Below are 15,970 nucleotides of genomic sequence, written 5' to 3'. Positions count from 1 at the left end.
AGGCCGGGCAGCGTGAGCCAGCGCATCAGCGCGCCGAAGTACAGGTGGTGCAGCAGGCTCGCGAGGTGCGCGGCCGACACGTCGGTGCGCAGCGTGCCGGCCTGCTGGGCGGCGGCGATGAGCGCCTCGAACAGCCCCGAGAGGTCGCGCGGCGTGCCGCGGTCGCCGCCGCCGAGTTCGCTCTCGATGTTGAGGAAGCGAAAGCGGAAGTAGTCCAGCAGGTAGGCCCGGTAGCGCTCGGACCAGTCGGCCGAGGCGTCGAGCAGGCCGGTGAGCTGCGCCGTGAAACCGGCCTTCGGGTCGATGGCCTCGTGCAGGCGCTGCGCATCGACCACGAGCTCCAGGTGCACCCAGTGCGCCAGGATCGCTTCCTTGGTCGGGAAGTGGTTGTAGAGCGTGCCCTTGGCCACGTCGGACTGCTGCGCGATCTGCTCCATCGTCGTCGCGTCGTAGCCCTGGGTTTCGAACAGGCGCATGGCGGTGGCGGCGACATGGTCGAGCGTCTGGTTACGCCGGCGCTCGCGGCGGCCGGGGGGATCGGGTTCGGTCACGGTGCGGGCCCTTGAATTTGAACGTCGTCCAATTTTATACGTCGTTCAAATTCTCATGCATCGTCTCAGTCTCGGTGAGACAGCGACAGGCACCTGCGACAAAACCGCCGCCAACCCCTTGATTCTTCGTCGCCCCCCGCACGGCACGAAAGCTGCGCCACGCCCTTCGCGTGCGCCTTGCCGCGCCGCGATTCGATTCGTTCAACGACACAACGGAGACATGCAATGACAGACCCGACCACCGGCCCCACCCGGGCCGCCGCCCAATGGCTGGCCGACTTCGCCGCCGCGCTCGCACGCGGCGACATCGATGCGGCCGTCTCGCTGTTCGAGGCCGACAGCTACTGGCGCGACCTTGTCGCCTTCACCTGGAACATCCGCACGCAGGAAGGCGCGGGCGCCATCCGCGCGATGCTGCAGGCGCGCCTGGCCGACACGCAGCCCACGGCCTTCGCGCTCGAAGGCGAGGCGACCGAGGCCGACGGCGTGGTCGATGCGTGGTTCGGCTTCGAGACGCGCGTGGCGCGCGGACGCGGCCACCTTCGCTTGCGCAATGGCAAGGCCTGGACGCTGCTCACCACCATGACCGAGCTGAAGGGCTTCGAGGAAAAGACCGGCGACAACCGCATCAAGGGTGCGGAGCACGGCGTGCACAAGGGCCGCAAGAACTGGCTCGAGAAGCGCCGCGACGAAGAGGCCGCGCTGGGCTACACCGAGCAGCCCGAGGTGGTGATCATCGGCGGCGGCCAGGGCGGTATCGCACTGGGGGCGCGGCTGCGGCGGCTGGGCGTGCCGACGATCATCGTGGAGCGCAATGCCAAGGCCGGCGACTCCTGGCGCAAGCGCTACAAGTCGCTGTGCCTGCACGACCCGGTCTGGTACGACCACCTGCCCTACATGCCCTTCCCCGACGACTGGCCGGTGTTCGCGCCCAAGGACAAGATCGGCGACTGGCTCGAGATGTACACGAAGATCATGGAGCTCAACTACTGGAGTTCCACCAACGCGACCAAGGCGCGCTTCGACGAGGCCACGCAGCGCTGGGAGGTGCAGGTGGAGCGCGAGGGCAAGCCCGTGACGCTGCGCCCGAAGCAGCTGGTGTTCGCGCTCGGCGTGTCGGGCTACCCGAACGTGCCGAAGGTGGCGGGCGCCGAGAACTTCCTGGGCGACCAGCACCACTCCAGCCAGCACCCGGGGCCCGAGGCCTACGCGGGCAAGAAGTGCGTGGTGCTGGGCTCGAACAACTCGGCGCACGACATCTGCGCCGCGCTGTGGGAGCACGGTGCCGACGTGACGATGGTGCAGCGCTCGTCCACGCACATCGCGCCGTCGCAGTCGCTCATGGAGCTGGCGCTGGGCGGGCTGTATTCCGAGCAGGCGGTGAAGAGCGGCATCGACCACCACAAGGGCGACCTGATCTTCGCCTCGGTGCCCTACAAGATCATGCACACCTTCCACATCCCGGTGTACGAGGAGATGAAGAAGCGCGACGCCGACCTGTACGCGCGGCTGGAGAAGGCCGGCTTCCTGCTCGACTTCGGCGTGGACGGCTCGGGCCTGTTCATGAAGTACCTGCGGCGCGGCTCGGGCTACTACATCGACGTGGGCGCCTCGGAGCTGGTGGCCAACGGCAGCATCCACCTCAAGAGCGGCGTGAACATCGAGCGCGTGAACGAACGCTCGGTCACGCTCACCGACGGCACCGAGCTGCCGGCCGACCTGCTGGTGTACGCCACGGGCTACGGCTCGATGAACGGCTGGCTGGCCGACCTGATCTCGCCCGAGACCGCCGACAAGGTCGGCAAGTGCTGGGGCCTGGGCTCCGACACGCCGAAGGACCCGGGTCCGTGGGAGGGCGAGCTGCGCAACATGTGGAAGCCGACGCAGGTGCCCCAGCTGTGGTTCCACGGCGGCAACCTGCACCAGTCGCGCCACTACTCGCAGTTCCTGGCGCTGCAGCTGAAGGCGCGCATGGAAGGAATCGACACGCCGGTGTACGAGCTGGCGGCGTCGCACCACAAGCGCTGAGCGGCCCGGTTTCCTCTCCCCTCGGGGAGAGGAAACGGCGCGTTCATTCCTGGATGAAGCGGCGCAAGCCTTCGAGGTCGGTCACGGTGATGCCGCCGTACTCGATGTGCAGGAACCCGGCCTCCTTCAGCCGGTTCAGCGCCGCGTTGCAGCGCTGGCGCGACACGCCCGACAGGTTGGCGATTTCTTCCTGCGAGGTCTGCAGGTGCGGCTCGCTGCCCGGGTGCAGCCAGGGATGGAACAGGCCGGCCAGCGCGCGCGCCACCTGGCTGTCGGCGTCGAGCAGGCGGTGCGCGGCGTAGCTGCCCATGAACCAGTGCAGCCGCTCGTTGATCTGCTGCAGCAAAAAGTGATCGAAGCCGCGCTGCGTGCGGTGCAGCCACTCGAAGGTCTCCAGCGGCAGCTGCGCCACGCGGCTGGGCCGCAGCGCAATGATGTCGGCCGAGCGCGGCACGGCGCGCAGCAGCGTGCCTTCGCCGAACCAGCTGCCCACCGACAGCCCGCCCAGCGTGACCGAGCGGCCGTCGCTGGAGGTGATCGACCACTTGAGCAGCCCTTCGAGCGTGCCGTACCAGTGCAGCGGCGTGTCGCCGCGCCGGCACAGCGCGGCGCCGGCGGCCACCTCGACCTCGCGCATCTCGTCGAGCACGCGCTCGCCCGCGCCCACGTCGAGCAGCGGAAACCAGGCCGAGCCCTGCAGCAGCTGGGGAATGGTCAGGGAGGCCGCGGGGATCGCCGGCTTGGTCGGGGGCATGCTGTCTTTTTTGTTTACTGCGCGCCCTTGAGCTGCTGCAGCTCGGCCTGCGCCTCGTGCAGCTTCTTCTCGCGGTCGGCGATCTTGCTGGCGCGTCCCTTCTCCTGCGCCGCGCGCAGGTCGCGCTCGCGCTCGGCCACCTTGCGCTCCTGGGCGCGGATGCGCTTCTGGTGCTCGGCCGCCAGCTTGGCGTCGGTGCAGTTGCGGTTCACTTCAGCCAGCGCCGTTTCGAGCCCGCGCACGCGCTGCTTCTGGCCCTTGGACTGGGCCATCTCGATGTCGCGGCCGATGGCCTCGCGCTTGGCGTCGCAGGTGGCGGGGCCCGCGGGTTGCGCGGCAGCGCCGAGGGTGGTGAACGCGGCCGCGGCGGCCAGCACGAGGGGCAGAAATTTCATGGAGAGGTTCCTTGTGTGCGCAACGGCGCAGGGGCGACTTTAGCGGCTGGCGCCGCGTAAACCCTGCCCCTGAATGTCGTCGCGATGACTGAGTACGAACGCATCACAAAAAATAATGGCGCGCCCCCCTGACTGACTGACCGAACGACCGACCCCAGGAGCCCCGAGCATGTCGAAGCGCAAAGTGATCGTGACCATCGCCCCCACCGGCGGCATGGCGCACAAGTCGCAGAACCCCCACCTCCCCACCCAGCCCGCCGAGATCGCCGCCGACGTGCTGCGCTGCTGGAACGCCGGCGCCAGCGTGGTGGCCATCCACGCGCGCCGCCCCGACGACGGCGCCACCTGCAACGCCGAGGTGTACCGCGACATCAACAGCCGCATCCGCGCGCTCGGCAGCGACATCGTGCTCAACAACTCCACCGGCGGCGGCGTGCACGGCGACATGGTCAAGCCGCTGGCGGGCGACCGCTGGGAGATCGCGTGGGAAGAGCGCATCAAGGGCATGGACGCCGGCGCCGAGATGTGCACGCTGGACGCCACCACGCTCAACCTGAGCTTCGAAGGCAAGCAGATCCTGATGGACACGCCCATCACGCGCGGGCGCGAGCTGGCCTCCGGCATGAAGGCGCGCGGCATCAAGCCCGAGTGGGAGGTGTTCAGCCCCACGCACATCCTGCAGGACACGACCACGCTGATCGAGGAAGGCCATGACGACGAGCCCTACTTCATCAACCTCGTGATGAACGTGCACCGCAACTTCCAGAACGCGATGCCGTACTCGCCGCGCAACCTGCAGATGATGGTCGACACGCTGCCCAAGGGCGCCATCTTCGGCGTGAGCGGCATCGGCATGTCGCAGCTCGAAGCCAACGTGGCGGCGCTGCTGCTGGGCGGCCATGCGCGCGTGGGGCTGGAAGACAACCTCTACTTCCGCCACGGCGAGCTGGCCACCAACGTGCAGCTCACCGAGCGCATCGTGCGCGTGATCCGCGAGCTCGACATGGAAGTGGCCACGCCGGCCGAGGCGCGCCAGATCATGGGCCTGCCGCGCGTGGGCGGCCCGCGGCCCGAGTTCGCGCTGGGCTGAAGACGCACGAGAACAACGAACGGAGACACGCACATGAACATTCCCCGCACCGCCCTGGCTCTCGCACTCGCCGCCGCATTCGCATCGGGCGCATCGGCCCAGGTGTCCGACGACACCATCCGCATCGGCTTCATCAGCGACATGTCGGGCCTGTACCGCGACTACGACGGCCCGGCCGGCGCCGAAGCCATCCGCATGGCCATCGCCGACATGGGCGGCGCCATCAATGGCAAGAAGATCGAGCTGGTCACGGCCGACCACCAGAACAAGCCCGACATCGCCGCCGCCAAGGCGCGCGAATGGCTCGACGTGAACAAGGTCGACATGCTGATCGGCGGCGTGAACTCGGGCGCGGCCATCGCCATGGCCGGCGTGGCGGCCGACAAGAAGAAGCCGTACTTCGTGGTGGGCTCGGGCGCGTCGAGCCTGACCAACGAGTACTGCTCGCCCTACACCGTGCACTACGCCTACGACACGGTGGCCATGGCGCGCGGCACCGCGAGCGCGGTGGTCAAGGCCGGCGGCAAGAGCTGGTACTTCGTGGCGGCCGACTACGCCTTCGGCGCAGCGCTGCAAGGCGACGCCACCAAGACCGTGCAGGCCAGCGGCGGCACGGTGGCGGGTTCGGTCAAGCACCCGCTGGGCGCGAGCGACTTCTCCTCGTTCATGCTGCAGGCGCAGAGCTCGAAGGCGCAGGTGCTGGCGCTCGCGAATGCGGGCGGCGACACGGTGAACGCCATCAAGTCGGCGGCGGAGTTCGGCATCAGCAAGAACATGAAACTCGCCGGCATGATCATCACCATCAACGACGTGCACGCGCTGGGCCTGAAGGCCTCGCAGGGCATGTACCTCACCGACAGCTGGTACTGGAACCAGAGCCCCGAGTCGCGCGCCTGGGCGCGGCGCTTCTTCGACAAGCACAAGCGCATGCCCTCCTCCTTCCACGCCGGCGACTACTCGGCCGCGCTGCAGTACCTGCAGGCCGTGAAGGCCGCGGGCAGTGACGACGCCGACAAGGTGATGGCGCAGCTGCGCAAGACGAAGTTCAACGACATGTTCGTCAAGGGCGGCTGGCTGCGCGACGACGGCCTCATGGTGCACGACATGCACCTCATGCAGGTGAAGGCGCCGGCCGAGTCGAAGGAGCCGTGGGACTACTACAAGGTGATCGAGAACATCCCCGGCGAAGCCGCGTGGACCACCAAGACGGAGAGCCGCTGCGCGCGGTGGAAATCGGCATGAACCTCACCACCGACGTGAAGCGCGTCGCCGTCGTCGGCACCGGCGTGATCGGCGCGAGCTGGGCCGCGCATTTCCTCGCGCACGGGCTCGACGTGAACGCGACCGACCCCTCGCCCGGCGCCGAAGACCGGCTGCGCGCCGCCGTGGCGCAGCACTGGCCGACGCTGGCGCGCTTCGGCCTGGCCGAGGGCGCCTCGGTCGACCGCCTGCGCTTCCACGACAGCCTGGAAGACGCCGTGGCCGTGGCCGACTTCGTGCAGGAGAACGGCCCCGAGCGCATGGACTTCAAGATCGACCTGTTCCGCCGCATGGACGCGGCCGCGCCGCCGGAGACGGTCCTCGCGTCGAGCTCGTCGGGCCTGGCGATCAGCGGTGTGCAGTCGGGCTGCGTGCACCCGCAGCGCGTGGTGCTGGGGCATCCGTTCAACCCGCCGCACCTGATTCCGCTGGTCGAGGTGATCGGCGGCGAGCAGACCTCGCCCGACACCATCGCCCGCGCGATGGCCTTCTACGCCGCCATCGGCAAGCGGCCGATCCACGTGAAGCGCGAGGTCAAAGGCCACATCGCGAACCGGCTGCAGGCCGCGCTGTGGCGCGAAGCATTTCACCTCGTCAACGAAGGCGTGGCGAGCGTGGCCGACATCGACACCGCCATCGCGCACGGCCCCGGCCTGCGCTGGGCCGTGATGGGACCGTTCATGAACCTGCACCTCTCGGGCGGTGCGGGCGGCATCGAGCACCTGCTCGCGCACCTGGGCGGGCCCATCGAAGATTGGTGGAGGGACCTGGGCGCGCCGTCGATGACGGACGCATTGAAGCAGCAGGTGGTGCAAGGCGTGGACGACGCCCTGGGCACGCGCCACACCGCCGACCTCGAAGCCGCGCGCGACACCCTGCTGTTGAACCTGATTCGCGCCAAGGCCGAGACAGGTACGCTGGATTGACATGACCGACTTTCTTCTCGACGACACCCTGGTCGCGCCGCCCCGCACGGTGCGCATCGACTTCGACGACGGCTCGTTCGTGCTGCGCTCGCCGACGGCGCTGCAGCCGTATGCGCGCTGCATCGGCGAATGGATCGAGCGTTGGGCGCGCGAGACCCCCGACGCGCTGGCCTTCGCCGAGCGCGACGAAAGCGGCGAAGGCTGGCGCAGCCTCGACTACCGCGCACTGCGCGCCGCCGTCGGCGCCGTGGCGCAAGGCCTGCTCGACCTGGACCTGCCCGCCGGCCGACCGGTCGTGATCCTCTCGGACAACGCCATCGACCATGCCGTGCTGATGCTCGCGACGATGCACATCGGCCGCACGGCCTGCTCGCTGTCCAGCGCCTACTCGCGCATGGCGAAAGACCCGTCGCGGCTGCACGGCATGTTGAAGGCGCTGCAGCCCGGGCTGATCTACGCCTCCGACGCGAAGGTGTACGGCGCATCGCTCGCCGACTGCGGCGTCGAGGCGGTCACGGTGTTCAGCCGCCACGCCAACACGCATCCGGGCGCGCTGGCTTTCGACCAGTTGCTCGACGCGAAGGAAACACCCGCCGTCATGCAGGCCTTCGCCGCCGTGGGCCCCGACACGCACGCCAAGTATCTGCTGACCTCCGGCTCCACCGGCCAGCCCAAGGTGGTGATCAACACGCACCGCATGCTGTGCGCCAACCAGCAGATGATGGCGCAGACCTGGCGCTTCCTCGCGCAAGAGAAGCCCGTGCTGGTCGACTGGCTGCCGTGGAGCCACACCTTCGGCGCGAACCACAACCTGCACATGGTGCTGTGCCACGGCGGCGCGCTCTACATCGACGAGGGTCGGCCCGCGCCCGGGCTCATCGAGAAGACCGTGCGCAACCTGCGCGAGGTGAAACCCACGCTGCTGTTCAACGTGCCGCGCGGCTTCGACATGCTGCTGCCCTTTCTCGAAGCCGACGACGCACTCGCCGCCGAAGTGTTCTCGCGCCTGCGCCTCGCCTTCTACGCAGCGGCAGCGCTCGCGCCTTCGACCTGGCAGCGCCTCGAAGCCGTGGCGCGGCGCGTGCGGCCCGCGCGCCCGCTGTGGCTCACGACCTCGTGGGGCGCGACCGAGACCTCGCCCACCATCACCTCGGCGCACTGGCAGCTCGACGGCGCCGGCTGCATCGGCGCGCCGCTGCCGGGGCTGGAACTGAAGTTCGTGCCCAACGGCGAGAAGCTGGAGATGCGCGTCAAGGGCGTCTCGGTGTTCCCCGGCTACCGCGACGCGCCACGCGAGACCGCCAGCGCCTTCGATGCCGAGGGCTACTACCGCATCGGCGACGCGGGCTTTCTCGCGAACCCCGGCGACCCGACGCAGGGCGTGATCTTCAACGGCCGCGTGGCGGAAGACTTCAAGCTCTCGACCGGCACCTGGGTGTCGGTGGGCACGCTGCGCGTGAAGCTGGTGTCGCTGCTGGCGCCGCATGTGCAGGACATCGTGCTCACGGGCCACGACCGCGACGCGATCGGCATGCTGGTGTTCGCCAGCCCGCAAGGCGCCGCCCTCGCGCCCGAGGCGCTGGCTGCGCGCATCGCCGGGGTGCTGCGCGCCCTGCGCGACGAAGGCGCGGGCTCGTCGCAGTGCCCGGCCTGCGCGCTGGTGCTGGCCGAACCGCCCAGCCTCGACGCGGGCGAGATCACCGACAAGGGCTACATCAACCAGCGCGCCGTGCTCACGCGGCGCGCGGTCGAGGTGGCGCGGCTGCATGCGCCGGCGCCGGGCGATGCGGACGTGATCCGCGCCACCTGAACGCGGCGGGGTTGGAGAACCCGGGAATGTTTTCTACGATGGCCGGGCCACCCGCCATTTCAACTTCCCGGAGACGCCGCCCATGTCCACCCCACCCTGCGTGACCTTCGAAGCGGACGGCCCCGTCTGCACGCTCACGCTGAACCGTCCCGACAAACGCAACGCCGTGGACGGCGTGGTGGCCGCCGCGTTGCGCGCGGCCTTCGAACGCTTCGAGGCCGACGACGCCTTGCGCGTGGCCGTGCTGACGGGCGCCGGCGGCCACTTCTGCGCGGGTGCCGACCTGGGCGCGGTGGGCGACCCGGCGCGCCGCAACGAGCTCGACCCCGACGGCGGCGGCGCCGGCCCGATGGGCCCGACGCGCATGGCGCTGTCCAAGCCGCTGATCGCGGCGGTGAACGGCTACGCGGTGGCGGGCGGGCTCGAGCTGGCGCTGCTGGCCGACCTGCGCGTGGCCGACGACGACGCGGTGTTCGGCGTGTTCTGCCGCCGCTGGGGCGTGCCGCTGATCGACGGCGGCACCGTGCGGCTGCCGCGCCTCGTGGGCATGGGACGTGCGCTCGACCTGATCCTCACGGGCCGGCCCGTTTCCGCGGCCGAGGCGCTGGCGATGGGCCTGGTGAACCGCACCACGCCGCCGGGCGGTGCGCTCGCTGCAGCGCAGGAGTTGGCGCGGCAGATCGCCGCCTTTCCGCAGCAATGCATGCTGGCCGACCGCCGCTCCGCCTTCGAGCAGTGGGACCTGCCGCTGGCCGAGGCGCTGCGCCGCGAAGGCGCGCAGGGCGTGCCGATCGTCGCGGCCGAAGGCGAAGCCGGCGCCGCACGCTTTGCCGGCGGTGCGGGCCGGCACGGCACCTTCAAGGGCTAGTTCAGGCGCGCCGCCGCAGCGCGGTGCGCAGCGCCTTCGCAAAGCGCGGGTCGGCCATGGCGCCCACATTGAAGCGCGACCAGCGCGAGACCTGCGTCGAGTCGACGCTGAAGATGCGCCCCGGCGCCATCACGATCTTGCGCGGCAGCAGTTCCTTCGCGAAGGCCAGCGAGTCCTCCACGCCGGGCAGCGCGGCCCAGATGTAGAGCGACTGCGGGCTGCGTGCGAAGACCTCGGCGTCCACGGCGTCGAACAGCTTCAGCGCGTCGCGCGTGGCCTCGCCCAGCCGCTGCTGCAGCCGCTTGAGGTGCCGCTGGTAGTGGCCCTCGCTCAGGATGACGTCGACCGTGCGCTCGCTGTACTCCGAGCTGCTCACGTGGATCAGCGCCTTCAGGTCGGCGAGGTCGCTCGCGAGGTCGGCGCCGCAAGCGATGAAGCCCACGCGCAGTGCGGCCGAGAACGACTTGGAAAAACTGCCGATGTAGATCGTGCGCTCGAGCTGGTCGAGCGCCGAGAGCCGCGGCAGCGCCGTGGGCTTGAAGTCGGCCAGCGGGTCGTTCTCGACAATCAGCAGGTCGTACTTCTGCGCCAGCTGCAGCACGCGAAAGGCCTTGGCCGGCGAGATGTCGGAGCCCGTGGGGTTGTGCGCGAGCGACTGCGTGAAGAACAGGCGCGGCCGTTCGGCGATGAGCAGCTGCTCCAGCACCTCGAGGTCGGGCCCGTCGGCCAGGCGCGGCACCGCCAGCATCTGCGCACCCGCGAGCTTGAGCTTGCCGAACAGCGGGTAGTAGCCCGGGTCGTCCACCAGCACCTTGCCGCCGGGCGGCACGAAATAACGGATGACGATGTCCATCGCCTCGTTGGCGCCGTGCGTGAGCACGATCTGCCGCGGCTCGGCGCCGATGCCGAAGTCCGCCAGCTTGCGCACGAGGTGGTCGCGCAATGGCGCGTAGCCGAAGCGGCTGCCGTAGCGGAACAGCGCACCGAGCCCCGTGCGCACGACCTTCGGGTGGTACTTGTCCAGCCGCACGTCGGCCAGCCATTCGACGGGCGGAAAGCCGTCGCCCACGGCCACCGCATCGGGCTGGGTCTTGAGCTGCTCGCGCATGAGCCACACGATGTCCATCGCGCGGCCGAGGCTGCCCGCGTCGTCCTCGGCGGGCTTGGGCGTGGCCGTGGCCTGCGCCAGCACGTAGTAGCCCGATCCGCGCCGCGGCTCGACGAGGCCGCGCGACACCAGCAGCTCGAAGGCGGCCACCACGGTGTTCTTGGCGTAGCCGTGCAGCTGTGCGAGTTCGCGCAGCGAGGGCAGCTTGTCGCCGGCCTTGTAGGCGCCGCTCGCGATCTGGCGCGCGAGGGTGTCGGCGAGCGAATCGGCGATCGTGGTCATGGGCTTGGACTGTGACACAGCGAGGCGTGGCGGCGCACCACTGTCCGCACTGTCCCGCCAAACTGTGCCTTCCGCGGGCGGTACAGCCGGCCTAAATTGCCTGCTCCCGAATTCACCTTCCGAAGAGACACGCACCGATGGCCGCCGATTCCCGCATTCCCAATTTCCGCGCACTCACGCCCGCCCAACGCCTGGCCCACATCGCACAGGCAGCCGCGCTCACCGACGACGAGGTGGCGCTGCTCGCGCAGCCCGGCGCGCTGGGCGTGGAGCGCGCCAACGGCATGGTCGAGAACGTGATCGGCACCTTCGAGCTGCCGCTGGGCGTGGCCGGCAACTTCACCGTGAACGGGCGCGACTACCTCGTGCCGATGGCGGTGGAAGAACCCTCGGTGGTCGCCGCCGCCTCGTTCATGGCCAAGCTGGCGCGCGGAGGCGGCGGCTTCGAGGCCTCGAGCACCGGCCCGCTGATGCGGGCGCAGGTGCAGGTGATCGGCATCACCGACCCGTACGGTGCGCGGCTGGCGCTGCTGCGTGCGCGCGACGAGATCCTGGCCGTGGCGAACAGCCGCGACAAGGTGCTGATCGGCCTGGGCGGCGGCTGCCGCGACATCGAGGTGCACGTGTTCGGCGACACGCCGCGCGGCGCGATGGTGGTGATGCACCTGATCGTCGACGTGCGCGACGCGATGGGCGCGAACACGGTCAACACGATGGCCGAGGCGGTGTCGCCGCTGGTCGAGAAGCTCACCGGCGGCACGGTGCGCCTGCGCATCCTGTCGAACCTGGCCGACCTGCGGCTGGCGCGTGCGCGCGTGCGGCTTGCGCCTTCCGTGCTGGCCACGCGCGAGCGCAGCGGCGAAGAGGTGGTCGAAGGCGTGATCGACGCCTACACCTTCGCGGCCATCGACCCGTACCGCGCGGCGACGCACAACAAGGGGATCATGAACGGCATCGACCCGGTGATCGTCGCGACGGGCAACGACTGGCGCGCGGTGGAAGCCGGCGCGCATGCGTACGCCTGCCGCAGCGGGCGCTACACCTCGCTCACCACGTGGGAGAAGGACACAGGCGGCGCGCTGGTCGGCACCATCGAGATGCCGATGCCGGTGGGCCTGGTCGGCGGTGCGACGAAGACGCACCCGCTCGCACGGCTCGCGCTGAAGATCCTCGACGTGAAGTCGGCGCAGGAGCTCGGCGAAGTCGCCGTGGCCGTGGGCCTCGCGCAGAACCTCGGCGCCCTGCGCGCGCTCGCCACCGAAGGCATCCAGCGCGGCCACATGGCGCTGCACGCCCGCAACATCGCGCTCGTCGCGGGCGCCACCGGCGACGAGATCGACGCCATCGCCAAACAGATGGCCGCCGAGCACGACGTGCGCACCGACCGCGCCGTGGCGCTGCTCGACGCGCTGCGCAAGAAGTAAGCAACGCGGGAGCCTCCCGCACCACGGTCCGCGGCCGACACCGCGGCGGTCGCGCACGCGGCCGTCACACAACCACAGACGGAGACAACTCGAATGAACGCAGACAGTGCAACGCCCGCCCGCTGGCGGCTGGTGGAGATATGGGGCGACACGGCCGACCTGGGCCACCTCGCGTGGTCGATCGCGATCGGCGTCGCCGTGAGCCTCACGGGTTACCTCGTGGCGAGCCGCGTGCTCGCGAGCGTGGTGAGCACGCCTGAATTGGCGCGCGCCTACGCGATGCTCGCGGGCCTCGGTGGCTGCGTCGTCTCGGGGCTGATCTGCGCGAAGCTCTTCGCGCCCAAGCGCGAAGTGGTCGAAGGCACCGCCGCCGATCCGCGCTGGCGCGAGGAGGTGCTGGCCGAGCTGGCCGCCGAGCACGGCGACCTGGGCTCGGTGGACGACCTGCCGCCGGTGGTGGTGCGCGAGATGAAGGAGCTCGAGATCTACGAGCTGTTCGCGTCGTACAAGCCCCAGGCCGCCAAGGCCGCCGAAGGAGCCGCCTCGTGATCGACGCAGCTCTCTTCAACCAGATCCTCGTCGCCACCGGCATGGGCCTCGTGGGCGCCATCGTGTTCGCGGCCATCGGCCTCGTCTCGGGCACCGACGAAACCACCACGCTCGCACCGCTCACCCTGCTGGTGGTGCTGCTGGGCGTGCCGCCCGAAGGCGTGTTCACCTTCTTCCTGGCGGCGGCCGTGGCCAAGCACATGACGCACGCGGTGCCCACCGCGCTGCTGGGCATTCCGGGCGACACCATGGCCACGCCGCTGCTGCAGGACGCCAACGTGCTGCGCAACCTGGGCGTGCCGCACATCGCGCTGCGCAAGATGGTGTCGGGCGCGATCATCGCGGCGTTTCTCGCGGTGCCGCTGGCCGTGCTGTTCGCAGTGCTGCTGGCGCCGTACGGCGCGGCCATCACCAAGGCGGCGCCGTGGATCTTCGTGGTGGCGGCCGTGGCCATCGCCTACTTCTCGAGCGGGCGCTGGGCCTCGGTGGCCACGCTGGTGCCGTTCGTGATGGTGATCGTGGCGCTGCAGGCGCTCACCGGCAAGTACGGCGTGAAGCTCAGCATCAGCTACTTCCTGGGCATCGCCATCGGGCCGCTGGTGGCCGATTTGTTCTCGGTGATCTCGCCCGCGGCGCGTGCGCGCATGAAGCGCGACAAGGTCCGCACCTTCTCGCTCGCACCCGACGTGAAGGGCTGGTCGGGCTACTTCCCGAACCCGTTCAAGGTGCTCGACCGCGGCCAGGTGAAGTGGACCTTCGCGACCGCCGCGATCTCCAGCGCCACCTTCGTGTTCAGCCCCGTGGCGATGACGGTGGTGCTGGGCGAGCTGGTGGGCTCGCGCATCAAGCATGCGTACCACCGCCTCACCACCACGCTGGCCGCGCGCAACGGCGTGACCGAGGCCACCTACATCGCCGAGGCGCTGATCCCGCTGATCGCCATCGGCCTGCCGCTGAGCCCCGTGGCGGCCGGCCCCGCCGCGCCGCTCTTCAATGCGCCGCCGGTGTTCACCATCGACTCGGCCACGGGCCAGACCCACAACCTGCACAACCTGCTGAACCACTGGGAGTTCCTCGGCTACGGCATGCTGGCCGTGGTGCTCGCGGCGCTGGTGGCCTACCCCTTCACGATGAACTTCGCGCGCCGCGCGGCGCTGTTCGTCTCGCGCAAGGTGAGCCACGAGGCGATCATCGCGACCTTCGTCGGGTTGATCGTGGTGATCAGCGTGTGGGAAGGCCAATTGCTCGGCCTCTTGGTGATCCTCACGATGGGCCTACTCGGCGGCCTGCTGTCGCGCGCCATCGGCTTCAACACCGGCGTGCAGTTCATGGGCTACTACACGGCGGTGCTGACGGTGCCGGCAGTGATCAAGGCGTTCTCCTGATCGGCGAGCACCCACAGCGTGTCCCGTGCCCAGGACACTGGGTGCTTCCCGCAGCGAAATCAAGGAGGAGGGGCGAAGCCCCGGGGGACATTCGCGGAGGGAAGTACCCGGTGGCCTGGGCACACGCCCTGAACCAACAGCAGCCAGTCAGCGCTGCGATGCAGGCGGCTTCGGCGCCGTCTTCTTCGCCGGCTCATCCCCACCGAACAGCTTCTCCACCTGCTGCCCCACACGCGCCCCGATCGCCGTACCCACCCCCGGCAGCACCGCACTGCCAACGGCCGCCCCCGCGAGCGCGCCGCCGGTCATCGACACCTCGGGCTCGGCCACGCTGCCGCCGATCTTCAGCGGCACGCCGACCACGCCATCGACCAGGTCCACCGCCATCTCGCCCGACATCTGGCGGTTGAACAGCCGCAGGTTGCCGCTCGCGGTGAGCACGCCCGAGCGCGCCTTGAGGTTCGTGTAGCGCATCACGATGCCGTCTTCGGTGCCTTGGGTGTCGAGCGTGCCGGTGAGCTCGTCCAGCGCCGTGGTGCCGCCGCGGCTGATGCCGGCGGTGGTCACGGCCTTGGCCAGGTCGAGCCGGGTCAGCGTGGCGGGCTGCACCGAGAAGGTGGTGCGGGTGTGCAGGCCGCGGATCAGCGCGCCCACCTCGCGGGCCTCGGCCACCAGCGAGGTGTGGCCCGAGACCTTGCCGGCCACCGCCGACCGGCGCCCGAAGGCCTGCACCAGCGCCTCGATGTCGACCTGGCGCGGGTCGAGTTCGGCCGACACGCGCAAGCCCCGCCCTTCAGGCAGCACCTCGAGCCGCGCCTGCCCGTTCCACGTGCCGCCGCCCGCGTCGATGCGGGTGCGCCAGCGGTCTTCCGTGCCCTCGCGGTCCAGCCGCAGGCGCACGGGCGTCGCGGCGCCGGCGCGCTCCAGACGCAGGTTGCGAGGGCGCCAGTTGTCGTCGAACGTCACCTCGCCGTCGTAGGCAAGCGCGATGTCGCGGCGGTCGATCCAGACCACGTCGCGCCAGCGCACGCGCTCCACCGGCACGGGCGCCAGGGTCCAGGGCGCGGGCAGCGGCACGATGCGCTCGCTTTCCTGCGGCTCGGGGCCCTTGTCCCGGAAGGCGCGCACCGAGGCGCGCGGCAGCACCAGGCTCTCGAGCGCGATCTCGTCGATCGCCACCTCGCGGCGCAGCAGCAGCGGCCACAGGTGCAGCCGCACGCTCACGCGGCGCAGGGTGATGGGCTGGGGCTGGTCGGTCGCCAGCTCGGACAGCGCCAGCACGGGCACCGGCCACAGCGACCAGTGGGCGCCGCCCACGGTCAGCTCGACGCCGTAGCGCTGCGAGAAGCCGGCGGCGATGCGGGCCGCCACCTCCTCGTCGTCGGGCAGGCGCGCGGCCACCACGAGCGCCAGCGCGCCGATGCCCAGCAGCAGCACCGCCACCGAGCCCAGGAGCCACCGCCGCACCGAAGGGAAGGTCATCGGGCCAAGGTAGCACGCAAAGGCGACTGCGGTTGTCAGCCGTCGTCGCTATAGTGCC

Annotated in this window: 13 protein-coding genes; 9 read left to right on the top strand and 4 right to left on the bottom strand. The window is 70.1% G+C overall.

Annotation, left to right across the window (positions count from 1 at the left end; genetic code table 11):
• Positions 1-776 precede the first annotated feature (776 nt).
• Positions 777-2,579 (top strand): NAD(P)/FAD-dependent oxidoreductase, encoded by a 1,803-nt coding sequence (locus tag FFI97_RS29140; RefSeq protein ID WP_139704753.1) that lies wholly within the window; start codon positions 777-779, stop codon positions 2,577-2,579.
• Between the two features lie 43 nt (positions 2,580-2,622).
• Here FFI97_RS29140 and FFI97_RS29135 read toward each other — a convergent pair whose 3' ends face one another.
• Entirely contained in the window at positions 2,623-3,333 is a 711-nt protein-coding gene (locus FFI97_RS29135) for a Crp/Fnr family transcriptional regulator (protein ID WP_070061409.1), read from the bottom strand.
• Between the two features lie 14 nt (positions 3,334-3,347).
• On the bottom strand, positions 3,348-3,728 hold the full coding sequence (locus FFI97_RS29130; RefSeq protein ID WP_139704751.1) for a DUF1090 domain-containing protein: 381 nt from the start codon (positions 3,726-3,728) through the stop codon (positions 3,348-3,350).
• A 169-nt stretch (positions 3,729-3,897) separates the two neighbouring features.
• On the opposite strand from FFI97_RS29130, the gene FFI97_RS29125 reads away from it, so the two are divergent.
• The 5 genes from FFI97_RS29125 (at position 3,898) to FFI97_RS29105 (ending at position 9,682) form a co-directional block, all read left to right on the top strand.
• Positions 3,898-4,818 (top strand): 3-keto-5-aminohexanoate cleavage protein, encoded by a 921-nt coding sequence (locus FFI97_RS29125; RefSeq protein ID WP_139704749.1) that lies wholly within the window; start codon positions 3,898-3,900, stop codon positions 4,816-4,818.
• A 33-nt stretch (positions 4,819-4,851) separates the two neighbouring features.
• The gene (locus tag FFI97_RS29120) at positions 4,852-6,060 is read left to right on the top strand and encodes an ABC transporter substrate-binding protein (protein WP_139704747.1); all 1,209 of its coding nucleotides are present in this window, start codon (positions 4,852-4,854) and stop codon (positions 6,058-6,060) included.
• The gene (locus FFI97_RS29115; protein ID WP_139704763.1) at positions 6,057-7,004 is read left to right on the top strand and encodes a 3-hydroxyacyl-CoA dehydrogenase NAD-binding domain-containing protein; all 948 of its coding nucleotides are present in this window, start codon (positions 6,057-6,059) and stop codon (positions 7,002-7,004) included. Before FFI97_RS29120 ends, FFI97_RS29115 begins: the two co-directional genes overlap by 4 nt.
• A 1-nt stretch (position 7,005) precedes the next feature.
• A complete protein-coding gene (locus FFI97_RS29110; RefSeq protein ID WP_139704745.1) occupies positions 7,006-8,814 on the top strand; it encodes a feruloyl-CoA synthase in 1,809 nt (602 codons plus the stop codon).
• 82 nt (positions 8,815-8,896) lie between these two features.
• Positions 8,897-9,682: a crotonase/enoyl-CoA hydratase family protein gene (locus tag FFI97_RS29105; protein WP_139704744.1), complete on the top strand. Its 786-nt coding sequence runs from the start codon at positions 8,897-8,899 to the stop codon at positions 9,680-9,682.
• A 1-nt stretch (position 9,683) separates the two neighbouring features.
• On the opposite strand, the gene FFI97_RS29100 is transcribed toward FFI97_RS29105, so the two are convergent.
• On the bottom strand, positions 9,684-11,072 hold the full coding sequence (locus tag FFI97_RS29100; protein ID WP_139704741.1) for a PLP-dependent aminotransferase family protein: 1,389 nt from the start codon (positions 11,070-11,072) through the stop codon (positions 9,684-9,686).
• 137 nt (positions 11,073-11,209) lie between these two features.
• Here FFI97_RS29100 and FFI97_RS29095 point away from each other — a divergent pair, with 137 nt between their 5' ends.
• The 3 genes from FFI97_RS29095 to FFI97_RS29085 all read left to right on the top strand — a co-directional run bounded on the left by FFI97_RS29095 (position 11,210) and on the right by FFI97_RS29085 (position 14,430).
• The gene (locus FFI97_RS29095) at positions 11,210-12,496 is read left to right on the top strand and encodes a hydroxymethylglutaryl-CoA reductase, degradative (RefSeq protein ID WP_139704739.1); all 1,287 of its coding nucleotides are present in this window, start codon (positions 11,210-11,212) and stop codon (positions 12,494-12,496) included.
• A gap of 93 nt (positions 12,497-12,589) precedes the next feature.
• Positions 12,590-13,045, top strand: coding sequence for a hypothetical protein (locus FFI97_RS29090; RefSeq protein ID WP_139704737.1), 456 nt, complete (start codon positions 12,590-12,592; stop codon positions 13,043-13,045).
• Between the two features lie 41 nt (positions 13,046-13,086).
• Positions 13,087-14,430 (top strand): tripartite tricarboxylate transporter permease, encoded by a 1,344-nt coding sequence (locus FFI97_RS29085; protein WP_139140391.1) that lies wholly within the window; start codon positions 13,087-13,089, stop codon positions 14,428-14,430.
• 147 nt (positions 14,431-14,577) lie between these two features.
• Here FFI97_RS29085 and FFI97_RS29080 read toward each other — a convergent pair whose 3' ends face one another.
• Positions 14,578-15,912, bottom strand: coding sequence for an AsmA-like C-terminal region-containing protein (locus FFI97_RS29080; RefSeq protein WP_139704735.1), 1,335 nt, complete (start codon positions 15,910-15,912; stop codon positions 14,578-14,580).
• Between the last annotated feature and the right edge of the window lie 58 nt (positions 15,913-15,970).

The organism is Variovorax sp. KBS0712 (genome assembly GCF_006323185.2).
In the GTDB taxonomy this organism is placed as follows: domain Bacteria; phylum Pseudomonadota; class Gammaproteobacteria; order Burkholderiales; family Burkholderiaceae_C; genus Variovorax; species Variovorax boronicumulans.
The sequence above is the reverse complement of the archived record's forward strand: the minus strand, read 5'-3'. Positions and strand labels throughout refer to the sequence as shown.